Raw genomic sequence first — 16,716 nt, 5'->3', positions numbered from 1 at the left:
TTAAAATGATAAGCAATCTACCATACTGTTTCGATAACTGTGTTATCTACAGTAATATCTCGTATCTATAATCATCGTCACATTATCTTTTTAAATCAGAAATCAAGGGATCAGCAATCAATGATGTTGCCTGCTCCGTCGAACAGGCATCAATAAAGTTAAGGTTTATTTTTTATCAGTCAGATCAATTTGATAAATTGCAAACCCAACATCATCATTTTTCAGATATTTCACCGGATATTGAGCCTGTTCTTTGATAAACTTCGCGGCCTTTTCTGATGAAGAAGTTTCAAAGCGGACATCCAGTTTCTTGTCTGTTTTGATTGGCAGGAATGACCAGTTATTTTCCGCCTGTGTTGATACCACACCTTTCTCTTTGGTCATTCTGGAAATATAAGCAGCCAGAATAGCGCGGTTTTCATCCGGTGAAGCGAATGCAATATGGCCTTCACCTGTTCCTGCAAATTTACCACCGTAACCTCGGTAGTTATTGGTGGCTATCAGGAATATTGCTTTTGGATCAATAGGCTTAGCTTGATAAGTAACGTCCTTAATACGGTTCGCATCTTTGTTGAGCAATTGGCAATCTGTGTCGTATTTCGCTGGCTGAGTCAGATCTATCTTGTAATTGACACCACTGATGGTATCAAAGTTATAAGTTCGAAAACCCTTCCAGTTCAACAAATCTTGTGGTTTGGTGGAGTTAGGATCTATCTGGTTATACATGCCGGCTGAACATTCCAGCCACTCCACAACATCAGCCCCACTCGCTTTCACCACAACCAACGTGTTCGGGTAGAGATACAAATCAGCCGCGTTACGGAATGTCAGGTCACCTTTTTCTACTTCCACAAACTCAGCCGGTGCATTTTTACGTCCACCCGCCTTGAATGGTGCAGCAGCCCCCAGAACGGGCAGATCTGCCAGATCAGGGTCACCCTGAATAAAACGCTTGGTGTAATCAACCTGAGCATCGTTAACGATCTGAACCGTTGGGTCACTCTGGATCAGCGCAAGATAACTGTACATATTGGCAGAGGCTTTACCAATGAACTTGCCGACGAAATCACGGGTTCCCTGATTGGCTTCTTCAATAATCGCTGCCAGTTTGTTATCACTTTCAACCAGTGCTTTCTTATGCGTTTTATCATAAATAGGGCGCGCTTCAGCTTTAGCAGATTCCACTTTCCATTCACCGCTGCTATTGTTGATAACCATATCAACAACCCCCAAATGGTCTCCCCACTGGCCCGGCATTACGGCAGGAATGCCATTGACGGTGCCATTAGCAACATTAACACCTTTAATACCGTTATACTCCTCGCTTGGGAAAACCCCGTGCGCATGGCCGAACATAATGGCATTAATACCGGGAACTTCACTCAAATAATAAACAGAGTTTTCTGCCATTGCTTTATAAGGTTCTTGAGAGAAGCCGGAATGCGGAATGGCAATAATCAGATCAGCACCCGCTTTCTTCATTTCAGGTACGAACTTTTTTGCCGTCTCAGTGATATCGTTGACAACGATTTTGCCATCCAGGTTGGCTTTATCCCAAATACTGATCTGCGGTGGAACAAAACCGATATAACCGATCTTAATGATGTGCTCTCTGTCTTCACGATCTTTAACAGGGGTATCAACGATAATATAAGGTGTGAAGTAATTTTTGCCCGTCTTGGCATCCATAATATTGGCGTTAATATAAGGGAACTTAGCCCCTGCTATCACCTGTTTCAGGTAATCCAAACCAAAGTTAAATTCATGGTTACCGAAGTTACCCACGGTATAATCCATTGTGTTCATCAGTTGGTGGGCCGGATGGACTTCATCCTGTTTGAGTCCTTTTGCCACGATGTAATCTGCCATTGGGTTTCCCTGGATCAGATCACCATTATCAACCAGAATTACGTTAGTAGCTTCAGCTTTGGCAGCTTTAATTAAACTCGCAGTACGAACCAGACCAAACTGCTCAGTCGGTTTATCCTTAAAGTAATCGAAATCAATCAGGTTGCTATGAACATCCGATGTTTCCATAACCCGTAAATCAACGGTTGCCGCATTAACATTAAATGCCACCAACATCGCTAACGTTGAAATTCTCAAGCCATACTTCAACATGTTATCCCTCTCTATAGATAGAGTTTCCAGAATGGTTTATTTCTTATCTCTGTAAACTGGATTGTCGCTGCGAGCATCATCATATGCCACTTCGACAAACAGACGTATGTGATTGTACTGATTGTTCTTGTATTTCTGATATTACCTGTAACATAGAAACAGAATTCGCTCACAAAATCAGAAAATTAACCGAAATCAGGTTACAGAGAGATATGCCCTTCATTTTTATTCGAAAAATAAAGGGCAAAAATAGAGGGTATCGTTATTTATTAGGCCACAACCACGCTGCACCACGCACTCCACTGGAATCACCATGCAGCGCTTTTCTAATCGGTGTTGCACACTCGCCACCAAAGACCCACTCACTCACTAAATCCGGCAAGGTCTGATAAAGGCGATCAACATTACTCATACCGCCACCTAGCACAATAACATCAGGATCAAGTAAATTAACAACCTGTGCTAATGCCCGTGCCAGACGCCTTTCGTAACGCTGGATGGCCAGTTCCGCAATTTTATCTCCCTGAGCTACAGCTTCCATAATTTCATGGCCTTTTTTGTGCACGCCACTCAAACGGAAATAATCCTTCATAAAACCGGTTCCCGATACAAACATTTCGGTACAGCCTGGTTTACCGCAGAAACAACGAACCTCTTCCTGATATACCCGATCTTCGTCATCCATCCACGGTAATGGGTTATGCCCCCACTCTCCAGTCAGACCATTACCACCTGCATGTACCTTGCCATCAAATACCAGACCTGAACCACAGCCAGTCCCGATAATAACGGCAAACACCATTGGCATACCTGCTGCTGCACCATCAGTCGCTTCTGAGACAGCCAGACAGTTTGCGTCATTAGCAACCCGGACTTCACGTCCTAGAAAAGCGGAGATGTCTTTATCCAAAACCTGACCGTTCAGCCAGACTGAATTAGCATTTTTCACTTTTCCGGTAAAAGGTGAAATTGCTCCAGGAATGCCAATTCCTATTGTGCCTTTCTGCCCGGTTGCCTGTTCCGCATCCGCTATCAAACCGGCAATAGCGGCCAGTGTTTGCTGATAGCCATTGCGGGGAGTATCCACCCGTTTCCGAAACAGTTCTTCACCCTGATCGCCCAATGCGATCACTTCAATCTTGGTTCCACCAAGATCAATACCTATACGCATAGCTTACCTTTTTCTCTGTGGTTTACCGTCAGCCGAATTTTTTCAGGCTAATTGAATCGTGTTGTCGTAAGATCATTGCCTGAGCAGCATTAACAATCAAGAACTATAACGTCACTTTGTTTTAGGAATTGGGCGTTTTAGATAATGAATGAAATTCCAAAAAGGAAATAGATGAAATTCTAGGGCTTCGCCGCATGATTCGTTATCATGCGCAGCTATGCTTTTTAAATAACGTTTCATATGACATTTGTCATAATGCACAAATATGGGGTAACCGCATGTTATGGTTCAAAAATTTAATGATTTACCGTTTAAATCGAGAAATTTCACTTTCTGCGGATGAACTGGAAAAACAATTAAGCCCATTGGCATTCACCCCATGCGGCAGTCAGGACATGATGAAAACGGGTTGGGTTCCACCCATGGGCGCTCATGGTGAAGCATTAACTCATGCTGTCGGTAATCAGATCCTGATTTGTGCACGCAAGGAAGAAAAAATGCTGCCTTCCCCGGTCATTAAACAGGAACTACAAACCAAAATCGCCCGTCTGGAAGGAGAACAGCATCGGAAGTTGAAAAAAACCGAGAAAGATTCACTGAAAGATGAAGTGATCCACACCTTATTACCAAGAGCATTTAGCCGTTTCAGCCAGACTTATATCTGGATAGATACCGTTAACAATCTGATTATTGTTGATTCAGCCAGTGCTAAACGTGCCGAAGATAATCTGGCGTTATTAAGAAAAACACTTGGCTCATTGCCTGTTGTTCCCCTGACGTTCAAAGATCCCATTGAGCTGACACTAACTGAGTGGGTACGTTCAGGTAATTTACCTGCCGGTTATGCTCTGATGGATGAAGCTGAATTAAAAGCTATCCTGGAAGAAGGCGGGGTTATTCGCTGCAAGAAACAAGAGTTAGTGTCTGACGAAATCGCGACACACATTGAGTCCGGGAAATATGTCACCAAACTGGCACTGGACTGGGAAGAGCGTATTCAATTCATGTTGTCAGATGATGGCGCTTACAAACGTATTAAATTCAGTGAGACATTGCGTGAACAAAATGATGATATTGATCGTGAAGATGTTGCTCAACGATTCGATGCGGATTTCACGCTGATGACTGGTGAATTAAGTGCACTGATAAAGAATACTATTGATGCGCTAGGTGGTGAAGCTGAAAGATAATTTTATCTACTTAATAGATTTCAAAAAGCAACTAACAACACTGCCGCTTGATATAAACAGGACATAAAAAGAATACGGCCTCAATGGTATTTCCATTGAGGCCGTTGTTATGGCTATCATTATCTTACACTAATCGTTACTTTACACAAATGTGACTGCACACAATTAGAAACGGTATATCACGCCAACACCCATAACATTATCTGTTTTAATCTTAGTTGTTTTAGTAAAGTCATTATTTTTCAGCAGGTTGATCTTATATTCAGCATAAGTACCCATATTCTTGTTGAAATTATAAGATGCCCCGATAGAGATATACTTCACCAGATCTTCAGATCCTTTGGTTCTCAATAAATTATTCTCGCCCAAATCGTTGCCCAGGTCTTTGCCTCTGGAATAGACATAACCAATAGACGGACGCAAACCAAAATCAAATAGATATTGCGCCATTAACTCAATGTTTTCCGTTTTATTCGCAAACATCACATGATTATCTACAGCGCTGCCGAATCGGGTCAAATTACGAGCCTGGCCATACACCGCTGCCAGATAGACATTATTTCTATCGTACTTAGCTGATACCAACCATGCTTCAGCTTTGTTCCCTTTCGCCAGTACCTTAGCTGATGCCGTACCCTGTTTTTGTGCTTGAGTACGATTAGAATTGCCATAAGAAGCTGCAACAGTCACACCATTGCCAAAATCGTAAGAGCTGGAAAGGCCAAAACCATCACCATTCTGCCGCATAACATCATCACGAGCATTTTTAGTGCTACTATCATTTTTGGCCTGATATTGCAGGGCAAAATTCCACCCGTTCACCAGACCAAAAAAGTCAGTATTACGATAAGTTAATAACCCTGTCGAACGCCCCATCATAAAATTATCAGTTGCAGCCATGCTATCGCCACCAAAAACGGGAAGCATATCTGTAAACGTGTTGGCATCATATACCACGCCGAAGTTACGACCATAATCCAGGGTGCCATAATGACCCAGTTTAAGGCCGACAAAAGCCAGACGTGTTCTTGCAAATTTGCTGCTTTCAACTTCGGTGCTGTTGGCCCCCAGATTGAATTCCCAGCGCCCGAATCCTGAAATTGTGTCTGTAAGTTGGGTTGTCCCTCTCACACCGATACGGCCGCTGGAGTTATCACCCGCTTCTTTGCTTTTTGATTTAGCAAAGTAGTGTTGAACTTCAGCCTTTCCATATAAATCAATTTTATTACCATCCTTATTATAAACCTCGGCCGCATTTGCAGCCCCAGCGATAAGGAAAACCGGAATCGCCATTGCTATTACGTTGTGTTTTATCATTATTATGGTCCTCACTAGTGTTGTTATTACCTTTTGTCACCTACCTTTTCCACCGACAGGAAATACATTTTCTAAGAAATAGTTAGGCAGACTAACATTTAGCAACTTTTGTTACCTTTCGGTTAATTTTGTAATCAACAATAGCGATACTAAGACCCAATTTAACGATTTGCTAACAAAATTTAACCAAAAGTGCTACCCTGTGAGACAGATCACATAGTAATCATATTTTCAATAATTTAATAACATCAATTATGATAATTAGTTATTAAAAACAGTAAGTTATAAATAATAAGGGAGTTGATGAAAAATAAAAGAAATGTCCTGAGCAGCATTTTTCACTGCTAATTACATAGATCATATGACAATTATTTATTTTAAATATTGACAAGTGACTGTAAGTTCTGTATTTGGTTGAAATTGATAAATTTCCATTTATTTCAAGTAAACATTTCTTCCTTATTAATGGAATAAAGCCAATGCGGTACATTAAATATCGACAACTTATAAGGTGCTAAAATGGCAGAAAATCATCCACGCCCACGAGGTCGTCCGTCAATTCCCGAACAAGAAATACGTGAGAAAATCCATGATATTACTCTTTCTCTGCTGTTAAATCAGGGCTATAACACAACCACTATGGATGTTATTGCCCAAAAAGCAAAAATCGCCAAAAAGACACTCTACCGTTTCGTTAAAAATAGAGAAGATTTGATTGAACAAGTTATATTAAAATGGAGAGATAACACAGTCCTTCCTCTGACTAAAAATGCCAATAATTACCAACAAGTTATAATTTCATTGAGAAATTATTTGATGGGGATCGCTGAAAAATCCTTATCTAAAGATGCCGTCGGATTATTCAAATTATTACAGTCTGATTTTCCTCATCGGGATACCTTCTTAGAAAAATATCAACAAGGTGGTATTGAAAAAAACAAAATTATTTTAGCAAATTGGCTAGAACAGCAATATAAACAAGGATTATTAAAAGAATTTAATTATAAAACATTCAGTGAGTTGGCTATCTCTATGGTGATTGCAGAGCCGCTCAGACAAATGGTACTGGGGCAAACGCCACCTTTACCAGAAACTGATATTTCCCACCGCATTGCAGCAATTATAAATTTACTTAAGTCTGGATTACCTGAGAGATAAGCATTTTTTCTCACAGAAATACATAAGGCGTTGAGTTCATGACAATCACTCATCGCCTTATTTTAATTTATAATAGACAATCAGATTTTAAGCATTATCATCTATAATTTGATATTTATTTGTTCCGATCAACATTTGCCGAAAGCGTTCAAAACAAGTTATTTTATGCAGTTGATTAATAACTTTATCATGGCTAAAGATATCTAATAACGCATCATAACACTCTGCAAAACATGCCTTGTCTATTCTGTTTATTGCTATTAAAAAAATAACATGCACACGTTCATCTTTCCCCCAATGTATCCCTTTGGGACTGATAACAACAGCAACACCCGTTTTTATTGCATCCATCTTTACTGAATGAGGTAATGCCAGAATGCCAAAAGCCGTTGAGGAAGCACTTTCACGTTGATAAACATATCTGACAAAATCAGCTTCAACATAACCTTTGGCAAACATTGTCTGACAAAGATCATCAATAAGTGCATCTCTGTGCTGAAAGCCAGGTTCAAACCAAAACAGACCTTGTTCAAAAAATAGATCAAAATTACGTTGTAGCGTCCTCTTCTTCCGGTTTGCATTAGCAATATCAATTTTTCTAATCAACTGCGTGCGCTTATTCCGTAATTGAAAAGGAGAAATACACACTGTTTCATAATTATGGCTGGCAGGAAGATTTATTGTTGTAATCAATAATTCGAACTCCAGAGCCTCCAATTCAGAAGGGGACGAAATTCTCTTAATCACACTTATTTCATTACCAAAATCACACAATAATTGATGATAGATTTTATTTTCAATTCCTCGATAACCAGGGCATAAAAGTACTGCCCGCACTTTATTATCATGACTTTTTTGCCGTTCAAATTCAGCACCAACATGCAGGGAAATAAAAGAAATCTCATCTTCATTCAGTTTTTTACCTAAGAATTCATTTAATTGTAACGAAATAAAAACAGCGATATCAAAAATTATGCGACACTCCTTTTTTATTACCTCCAGCATAGGATTTTTAGTATAAGTATTATACTCCAACCGTATTTTCAGCCCTGAAATATGCAAAGAAAATAATGAGACAAAATCATCTGATCCAAAATCAATCAGATAGTGTTCCTGTACAGATTCAATAATTTTTTTTGTAAATTGGTATAAATCTGCATCTACCAAATCAATTGATTCACGATTTTTAGTATGATTAGAACTGATGTTGATTTTCAACAAAGTATAACAGGCATTCCTTTCATTCTCTGATATTGAAACATTAAATTTATGTTGCAGATTATCACATAACTCATCAGTTATAGAGTGTAATTTATTATCCCTGAAAAAATTTAGCTGATTATCTAAACGCTGGTCATGCTTTAATCTATTTATCAGTATCAGAAAATGTAAAACAAGATTGCTATAAGCGAGATCATAAACAGAATAGCTCCATTTATAAAATATCTCCTTAATAAGATTAGATACCATTTCTACCTGTTGAGTACCAAATATGGTTTCTAATGTTTTTAATTCATTGAAACGATAATCTGTTTGTTCGATAATAGTATGGTAAATCAATTCTCTTAATTTTTGTTCTGCCCCCAAAATTTCAATATGGTTATTCCTGCATAAAAACCTGACATTAAACCTTTCAAATGAACTATTCATTTTATATATCAATGATTTTAACGTTGAGTCACTGATATACAAATCAGCACTGATATCATAAATATTATTACTTTTCTTAAATAACAGGATGGACTTAATCAAAAAACATGCCCTTTCCTGATAGGTTTTCGGCTGATTATTGGGTTTTTGGTGTAATTTGAGATCTTTATCAGATGATAAAAAATACCCTGTTCGTCCAGAAAGAATAATTTTCTCTCCGTAGGCTTCATTAATTTCCGCTACATAATTTTTTATCGTTCTAATGGAGACGTTTAAAATCTGAGATAATTTTATTGCTAACGTCGGGGTATTTTTATTCAGTAAATAATCCAATAATTCCTTCTGCTTAGGTCTTAGCATTATAACCCCCTGTTAAATGAATAAATAATACCTTAAATTTACTGAGATCATCAGCTTAGAAAAAATATCATTTTGCCCTCCTAAAGTGAAAACACATAATTGAATATTGAATCAAAATTCAAGATAGTAGTTTATATGTCAAAAAACAAAAATCAATTAGCAGCAAAATAATAAGGAATTTATATGAGAAATATTTTTATTATGTTGTGTTGTGGAGCAGGCATTTCCAGTGGAATGTTAGCAACAAAAACCAGAAATGCCGCCAGACAAAAAGGCATATCAGTTACCGTCGAAGCCAGAAGTGAAAGCGAGGTAGCAGAATACTTTTCAGTTATCGATATCCTGTTTCTTGGCCCTCATTATGCTTCGCAAAAAGATGAGTTCCAAAAACATGCTGATATTTACAATATTCCTGTGCTTGTCGTACCCCAAAATATTTATGGAAAATTAGATGGGGAAGCATTACTGGAATTAGCCATAAACACGTTAGATCATTAATTTTACTCTTTACAACACCAGGGATTTCACTTACTCAGAATAAACAAAGACAATAATAAAGAGAGATGCGAAATGAAAGCATTTATGTCGTGGTTATCTGACTCATTTGCGCCGGCGATGCAAAATTTTACTAAGCGGCCGTGGGTAGCCGCTATTTCTGGCTCCATGCAGAAAAATATTCCTTTTATTTTAGCAGGATCACTGATATTTTTTTATAATGTATTTCGTACTTACCTTCCTTTTTTGCCCAATCTTGGCCGGATCGCCGAATACTCTTTCGGTATGCTCGGTTTAATTACCGCGTTTATGATAGCTAATCAGATGATGGAAAAACTTCATCATTTTCGTTATACCCTAATTGCCGGGCTGACTTCCATTTGTATCTATATGATGTTCATCAAGCCAGAGTTCGCTGACGGCAACATGATTGTCAGTTTTGAACGATTCGGTCCCGCAGGCATTTTATTGGGTATTGTCACGGGGTTATTTGTTTCCTATCTGTTTCATCTATATACCAAAATGGGTTTATTGAAAGAGAGTTCCCTACCTGATTTTGTTGTCGGCTGGATACATGCCATTATCCCGATTCTGATTTCCATCGGCGCAGGAACATTATTGGTATTTACCTTTGAAGTTGATGTCTTTTCCCGGCTACTTTCTCTCTTTTCTCCCATTGCTGCATTCGGGCAAACATTGCCGGGATTCATACTCATGGCATTAATCCCTGCTATTGCAATGTCGATGGGAATTTCAGTCTGGACATTTACCGGCCTGCAAATGCCTATCTTTATGCTTGGTATCAGTGCCAATATGACGCTGGTGGCAGCAGGACAGTCCCCTACCAATATTGTGACCTATGAAACCATGTATACAGCGGCTTTGATTACAATGGGAGGAACCGGTGCCACTCTCGCATTGAATCTTTTAATGCTGTTTTCTAAGTCCAGAGAGCTTAAAGCCACAGGCTACATCTGCATAGGGCCTTCTTTCTTCAATATCAACGAACCGCTCGTGTTTGGTACACCGATTGTCCTCAACCCACTGTTAATGCTTCCCATGTGGATTAACGCAATCACCAGTCCTATTATCGTCTGGGTATTCATGCGTTCAGACTGGTTGAATATTCCTGCCAAAATGATTCAGGTCGGTCAAATACCTGCCCCGTTCTCCAGTGTCATGATTACGGAAGATTGGCGGGCTGTCATCTGTTACGCCGTACTAATGGCCGTATTCCTGATTACCTGGTATCCCTTCTTTAAAGTGTATGAGAAAAAAAGGATTGAGGAAGAGAGCACCAATGCAGCATAAGTTATCTATCCAACTCCATTAGAAGGAAAATAACAATGAACGGTGAGGAAAATATTTTAATTCCTATTTCTATGGAAATAATTCTCGATGCAGGTAATGCCAGAGAAAAAAGTGAAAAAGCCATAAAATATGCCCGTGATGGTGATTTTTATAATGCGCATTTATATATGGAAAAAGCACGCAAAATGATGTTATCTGCCCATCAGATACAGACTGAAGTTATTCAGAAAGAGACTCAAGGAGATAGTTTTCATTTAAGTCTACTGTTTATTCATGCTCAGGATACATTGATGGCGATACGCAGTGAGTTAATTCTGAGAGAAGAGATTATTAGTTTATATAAATACCTTCACACTACAACCAATAATAAAGAGGAAAAACAGCATGTCGAAAAATAATACTCTGTTTCCTGAAGATTTTCTTTGGGGAGCTGCAACCAGTGCCTATCAGGTTGAAGGAGCAGCGGAAGAATATGGCAAGAAATTATCACAACAAGATATTCTCAATAATAACCCTGGATTAGCTGATACTCATATTACCAGTGACCATTATCACCGCTATAAAGAAGATGTCGCATTAATGAAAGAGCTAGGTTTGAAAGCCTATCGTTTCTCCATCGCATGGTCGCGCATTTTCCCTGACGGGATCGGTAATCCTAATGATAAAGGCGTGCAGTTTTACCACAATCTTATCGATGAACTATTGGAAAACGGTATTACACCAATCCCGACACTTTATCATTATGATATGCCTATGGCATTGGTGGAAAAATATCATGGTTGGATCGATAGACAAAGTGTAAATGATTTTGCCTATTATGCTGAATTTGTCATCAGAGAATATAGCGGGAAAGTCAAATATTGGCTGACCATCAATGAACAAAGTATTATCGTACAATTCTGGACGAAAAAGTGTTTTATCCCTGAGCAATATCTTCATAATGAGCAGATTAAGTATCAGATAAATCACCATATGAATCTGGCTCATGCGATTGCCTGTAAGTTAGTTCATCAATGGGTGCCTGATGGTCAGGTCGGCGCAGCATTGGGATATTCCGCTATTTACCCGCTGACCAGCAAACCAGAAGATAATTTGGCGGCCCAAAATGCCAATGATCTACGCAATTACTATTTCACCGATATCTATCTGAAAGGACAATATAATCAATCCGCATTGAATTACCTGAAAAATCATGGTCTGGCGCCCAATATTGAAGACGGCGATATGGAATTAATCAAAGAGGGCTATTCTGATTTTTTGGCACTCAATTATTATTGCAGCCATACCGCTGCCGCAGCGCCAGCAAATGCTCAGAGACGAATGGATGGTTTTAATCCAACAGGTATCAAAGGACACATTGACGGCTATGAGATCCAACCTCATTACTATCAGATCCATAAAAACCCACAACTTGATACCACAGACTGGGATTGGGCGATCGACCCGCTTGGGCTTGAATATCTGTTACGCGATTTATATACCCGCTATCAGAAGCCGTTGATGATCACGGAAAATGGTTTCGGTGCTGATGATGTACTGGAATCTGATGGCACCATTAATGACAGTTACCGCATTGATTATCTGGAAAAACATCTTCAGGCTATAAAACGAGCGATGGATTCGGGTGTTGTGGTTCTCTCTTATAATCCGTGGAGTTTTATTGACCTTCTTTCCACCAGCAATGGTTACAAAAAACGGTATGGCTTTGTTTATGTTAATCGCACTGATGACGATCTAAAAGACCTCGGCCGTTATAAGAAAGATTCATTTTATTGGTATCAGCAAGTTATTCAGACACGTGGTGGTTCATTAACTGAATCCTGATTTTCTTTTTAGGTAAATTTATGATCGAATATTCCGTCGTAGTCACAGCCCCTTCGGGGCTGCATACCCGGCCTTCTGCCCAACTTTGTAATTTAGCCAAAACTTACAATGGCACAATAGAAATTATCAGGGGGGATAAAAGTGCCAATTTAAAAAGCATGTTCAAAATTATGTCAATGGGAATAAAAAGTGGCATGGAAGTCACTATTCGGGTTGAAGGAGAAAATGAAGAGGAGATCGCGCAATCAGTTATTGATCTTATTCGTAATATTAAAGAGTAAGTTCTATATCTTATAGGTTGTCTATTGGAGATATCTTATGATCTCTTTTGATGAAATGGAAAATATCGCACATCAACTTATTTCCCCGACACAATTAAATAAATATATTAAATATGGTCATGTAGCTGCGGTTATTCAGTGTAAATCCGGGCATATTTATACCGGTATGAATATTGATACTGCCTGTTCAATGGGATTTTGTGCAGAACATGGTGCCATTGCAGATATGATAAAACATAGAGAAACTCAGATTATTAAAATTATCGCGGTTAATAAATTTGGAGCTATCATTCCCCCCTGTGGCCGCTGTCGGGAGTTTATCAGTCAGATCAATAGAGAAAATATCCACGCCGAGGTGAAAGTAAACAAAGAGTTGGTTTTGCCACTTGGAGAATTACTGCCGTTTGACTGGAAAAATCTGTAGGGTATTTTATTATTATTTTGTGTCTAGCCTGATAGGAAAACTGCCCGATTTAATCATTCGGGCAGTTTCTATTATTCAAGTAAATTAACCACTAATAACGTTATTTAGCTTCTACCGCTTCCATTCCGACCAGACCAACTTTCAGATAGCCAGCCTTGCGCAGAGAATCCATCACGCTCATTAACGTTTCATAATCCACAGTTTTATCCGCCTGAAAGAAAATCGTGGTTTCTTTATTGGCTTGGGTTGTTTGATCCAGTACCGAAGACAGCGTGTCACGCTCAACCAATTGATCACCAACATATAGCTGACGATCTGCTTTTACTGTCAGAAAGACCGGTTTCTCTGGTCGCGGTTGTGGTTTGGCTGACGATGCAGGTAAATCGACTTTGATATCAACTGTTGCCAGTGGTGCTGCCACCATGAAGATGATCAACAACACCAACATCACATCAATAAATGGCGTGACGTTAATCTCGTGTAATTCACCGTTATCGTCCAAATTTTCATTAAGACGTATTGCCATAATTGACTACCTTGTTTCTGCTTGTTCAGTTTTTCTGTCAGCCAAATCAAGATCACGGCCAAGCAACAGAATTGCCTGTGCCGCCATATCACCTACTTGTCCACGATATGATGAAATCACGCGGGCAAAAACGTTATAGATAACTACCGCCGGAATTGCAGCAACCAAACCCAATGCTGTCGCCAAGAGTGCTTCTGCAATACCCGGAGCAACAACCGCCAGGTTAGTAGTTTGTGAATGCGCGATACCAATGAAGCTGTTCATGATCCCCCAGACTGTACCAAACAGGCCGACAAACGGTGAAATCGCGCCGATAGTCGCCAGATAACCGTTTCCACGTCCCAGATGACGGCTGATTGCCGCAACAGCACGTTCCATGCGGAATGAGGCGCGCTCTTTGGTTCCATCTTTGTCAGTACTTTCAACAGATAAGTTGCGTTCAGACTGTGCTTCGTTCAATAACAGGTGGCTGATACTATTCTTACCGAAATCAGCGGCAATTTTCACGGCTGCATCCAGATTAGCAACGTCAGACAATGCCAGTTGCTCTCTTCGTAAACGGCGACGAGCCATTAATAATTCACTTCCTTTGGAGAAGAAAAGTGCCCATGTAATAATAGAAGCAATCACCAAACCTACCATGACGCTTTTTACCACGACATCCGCATTCTGATACATACCCCAAACGGAAAGATCCGTTGCAAAACCGCTGGATAAGTTTTCAGAACCTTCCACAGCAATTGATTCCGCTGCTTCTGTTATTTCAGTCATTTCGGTCGTTACTGCTTGCTGTTCAGCCGGCGCTGACGCATCCGTTTTCTGAGCTTCGCCTTGCTGTGGATCTGCCTTCGTCTCTCCTGCTTGCGGAGCCGTAGAAGATACTGGTGTTGCCGGGGCCGCTACCTGAGTGGCAGCCTGATTTTCTGGCGCAGCAGCCGCTGTTGTTGGTACGGTATTAGCTGGTACGGTATTAGCTGGTGCGGTATTAGCCCACGCTGAACCTGTTAACCCGAGTGCCAATAGAATAGAAGCTGTCAAATTACGCATCAGTTAGCCTTACTCTCTTTTTTATAGATTCTGTTACTTAGCAATGAATCGCGTTTACTCATCTTGCTAATCCTAATATATCCTGAGCCATAGCTCGCTTTTCCACCTGATAAGGTTCCGTTTAGCCCTATTTCATGCTTTTCATCACGTGAGGGAAAAGTCCATTCCAAATGATATCAGACATTGAGCGATTTGATAGTAATTATCATTACTATTTAATAAAAAAGTGGTAATGAAAAGAGGCGATTTCACCACAACCCTTTTTTTCACTATCACCAATCACCTTGAATTTTCGTCAAGTTGCAAGAATCCCTTTGTAAAAAACGTGACAAATCTTTTAACTTGCAATGATTATTTGAGTAATCAACGTTAATTGAGGGGGAAATCATATGGCAGAAAAAAAGAAACTGGAGACCAAACTGGTTGATGTCGGAAGAAAGCATAAATTCACGCTTAATGCTGTCAACCCCATTATCCAACGAACTTCATCCGTCATTTTCAAAACGGTTGAAGATTTGAGACACGCCATAAAACATCGTGCTAACGGTGAACTATTCTATGGGCGTCGTGGCACATTGACGCATTTTGCTTTTCAGGAAGCAATGGCAGAGCTGGAAGGCGGCGTGGGGTGTGCACTGTATCCATCCGGTACAGCCGCTATTACCAACAGTATTCTGTCATTTGTAGAAACAGGCGACCATATTTTAGTAGCAGGGACTGCCTATGAACCGACGCAAGAGTTTTGCAATCACGTTCTCAAAAAGCTGAATATTTCCACCGATTATTTTGACCCAATGATCGGAAAAGAGATTGCCACGCTCATTCAACCAAATACAAAGGTTATCTTTCTGGAATCCCCTGGTTCCCTCACGATGGAGGTTCAGGATGTCCCTGCTATCGTACAGGCTGCCCGGCAGGTTAATCCTGAAATTGTCATTATGATCGATAATACATGGTCTGCCGGTATTCTCTTCAAGGCATTGGATTTTGGTGTCGATATTTCTATTCAATCCGCCACAAAATATATCATCGGCCATTCGGATGGCATGTTGGGCACGGCTGTCGCCAATAAACGCTGTTGGGATCAACTGCGGGAAAATTCTTATCTGATGGGGCAAATTGCCGACCCCGATACAGTTTATTCCGCAACCCGTGGATTACATACGCTGGCTGTCCGCTTAAAACAACATGAAGAAAGCAGCCTCGAAATTGCTAAGTGGCTATCCCAACGGCCTGAAGTCGCTGAGGTTTATCACCCCGCGCTACCTTCTTGTCCCGGACATCACTATTTTCAACGTGACTTCACCGGTTCCAGCGGGCTGTTCTCTTTCCTCCTGAATATTAACCTGAATCCTACTCAACTTTCTGATTATCTTGATAATTTACAACACTTTAAAATGGCGTTTTCCTGGGGAGGATTTGAATCATTAATTTTGGGTATATCACCTGAATCACTCGCGACTTTACGCCACTATCATTTTTCCAAACATTATCATTTTCCCAAAAAAGAAAGAACGTTAATCCGTGTACATATCGGACTCGAAAATCCCCAGGATCTGATTGCTGACTTGGATGCCGCTTTTACCCGCATTGCTGTACGTTAACATACATAACTTAATACATAATGATCGTCCCCCTGAATGGCTATCTTCCCGCTACAGATGGCCACTGTTTTCTTCCTTATCTTCAATTGATTCTCTTCATGCCAGATCAAATCACCTCCCCCACAGCAAATTTGCGGTACACTGGGACACATGTGTTTATTTGATACTTTTTGTTGTTGTTCAAAAACTGTTATTCAAAAACAGTTGTTCAAAAACAATTGCGCAAAAACGGTTGTG

At 40.0% G+C, this 16,716-nt stretch carries 15 protein-coding genes; 9 read left to right on the top strand and 6 right to left on the bottom strand.

Annotation, left to right across the window (positions count from 1 at the left end):
• Positions 1–165: 165 nt before the first annotated feature.
• On the bottom strand, positions 166–2,121 hold the full coding sequence (locus tag ABLA85_RS09670) for a bifunctional 2',3'-cyclic-nucleotide 2'-phosphodiesterase/3'-nucleotidase (protein WP_367963523.1): 1,956 nt from the start codon (positions 2,119–2,121) through the stop codon (positions 166–168).
• Positions 2,122–2,383: 262 nt separating this feature from the next.
• The gene (gene mak, locus ABLA85_RS09665) at positions 2,384–3,292 is read right to left on the bottom strand and encodes a fructokinase (protein ID WP_367963520.1); all 909 of its coding nucleotides are present in this window, start codon (positions 3,290–3,292) and stop codon (positions 2,384–2,386) included.
• Positions 3,293–3,570: 278 nt separating this feature from the next.
• On the opposite strand from mak, the gene rdgC reads away from it, so the two are divergent.
• The gene (rdgC, locus tag ABLA85_RS09660; RefSeq protein WP_367963517.1) at positions 3,571–4,482 is read left to right on the top strand and encodes a recombination-associated protein RdgC; all 912 of its coding nucleotides are present in this window, start codon (positions 3,571–3,573) and stop codon (positions 4,480–4,482) included.
• Between the two features lie 165 nt (positions 4,483–4,647).
• Here the strand turns inward: rdgC and ABLA85_RS09655 are convergent, their stop codons facing one another.
• Positions 4,648–5,799, bottom strand: a complete 1,152-nt coding sequence (locus ABLA85_RS09655) for a porin (protein ID WP_367963514.1) — start codon at positions 5,797–5,799, stop codon at positions 4,648–4,650.
• Between the two features lie 519 nt (positions 5,800–6,318).
• Between ABLA85_RS09655 and ABLA85_RS09650 the strand changes: the two genes are divergently transcribed.
• A complete protein-coding gene (locus ABLA85_RS09650) occupies positions 6,319–6,957 on the top strand; it encodes a TetR/AcrR family transcriptional regulator (RefSeq protein ID WP_367963513.1) in 639 nt (212 codons plus the stop codon).
• Positions 6,958–7,044: 87 nt separating this feature from the next.
• On the opposite strand, the gene ABLA85_RS09645 is transcribed toward ABLA85_RS09650, so the two are convergent.
• Entirely contained in the window at positions 7,045–8,967 is a 1,923-nt protein-coding gene (locus tag ABLA85_RS09645; protein WP_367963511.1) for a transcription antiterminator, read from the bottom strand.
• A 183-nt stretch (positions 8,968–9,150) separates the two neighbouring features.
• On the opposite strand from ABLA85_RS09645, the gene ABLA85_RS09640 reads away from it, so the two are divergent.
• The 6 genes from ABLA85_RS09640 (at position 9,151) to ABLA85_RS09615 (ending at position 13,302) form a co-directional block, all read left to right on the top strand.
• Positions 9,151–9,465: a PTS sugar transporter subunit IIB gene (locus tag ABLA85_RS09640; RefSeq protein WP_367963509.1), complete on the top strand. Its 315-nt coding sequence runs from the start codon at positions 9,151–9,153 to the stop codon at positions 9,463–9,465.
• Between the two features lie 72 nt (positions 9,466–9,537).
• Complete coding sequence (locus ABLA85_RS09635; protein ID WP_367963507.1) at positions 9,538–10,773, top strand: PTS transporter subunit EIIC; 1,236 nt, start codon at positions 9,538–9,540, stop codon at positions 10,771–10,773.
• A gap of 35 nt (positions 10,774–10,808) precedes the next feature.
• Positions 10,809–11,171 (top strand): PTS lactose/cellobiose transporter subunit IIA, encoded by a 363-nt coding sequence (locus ABLA85_RS09630; RefSeq protein ID WP_367963505.1) that lies wholly within the window; start codon positions 10,809–10,811, stop codon positions 11,169–11,171.
• A complete protein-coding gene (locus ABLA85_RS09625; RefSeq protein WP_367963503.1) occupies positions 11,158–12,597 on the top strand; it encodes a glycoside hydrolase family 1 protein in 1,440 nt (479 codons plus the stop codon). The genes ABLA85_RS09630 and ABLA85_RS09625 overlap by 14 nt, the downstream gene beginning before the upstream one ends.
• 20 nt (positions 12,598–12,617) lie before the next feature.
• Complete coding sequence (locus tag ABLA85_RS09620; protein WP_367963501.1) at positions 12,618–12,878, top strand: HPr family phosphocarrier protein; 261 nt, start codon at positions 12,618–12,620, stop codon at positions 12,876–12,878.
• A gap of 37 nt (positions 12,879–12,915) precedes the next feature.
• Positions 12,916–13,302, top strand: coding sequence for a cytidine deaminase (locus ABLA85_RS09615; RefSeq protein WP_367963498.1), 387 nt, complete (start codon positions 12,916–12,918; stop codon positions 13,300–13,302).
• A 100-nt stretch (positions 13,303–13,402) separates the two neighbouring features.
• Here the strand turns inward: ABLA85_RS09615 and exbD are convergent, their stop codons facing one another.
• Positions 13,403–13,828 (bottom strand): TonB system transport protein ExbD, encoded by a 426-nt coding sequence (gene exbD, locus ABLA85_RS09610; RefSeq protein WP_367963497.1) that lies wholly within the window; start codon positions 13,826–13,828, stop codon positions 13,403–13,405.
• Between the two features lie 6 nt (positions 13,829–13,834).
• Positions 13,835–14,875: a tonB-system energizer ExbB gene (gene exbB / locus ABLA85_RS09605; RefSeq protein WP_367963495.1), complete on the bottom strand. Its 1,041-nt coding sequence runs from the start codon at positions 14,873–14,875 to the stop codon at positions 13,835–13,837.
• Between the two features lie 389 nt (positions 14,876–15,264).
• Here exbB and metC point away from each other — a divergent pair, with 389 nt between their 5' ends.
• The gene (gene metC, locus ABLA85_RS09600; RefSeq protein WP_367963493.1) at positions 15,265–16,479 is read left to right on the top strand and encodes a cystathionine beta-lyase; all 1,215 of its coding nucleotides are present in this window, start codon (positions 15,265–15,267) and stop codon (positions 16,477–16,479) included.
• The last annotated feature ends 237 nt before the right edge of the window (positions 16,480–16,716 follow it).

The organism is Xenorhabdus sp. SGI246, assembly GCF_040838225.1.
GTDB lineage: Bacteria > Pseudomonadota > Gammaproteobacteria > Enterobacterales > Enterobacteriaceae > Xenorhabdus > Xenorhabdus indica.
Note: the sequence above shows the minus strand (reverse complement) of the source record. Positions and strands in the feature narration are given on the sequence as shown.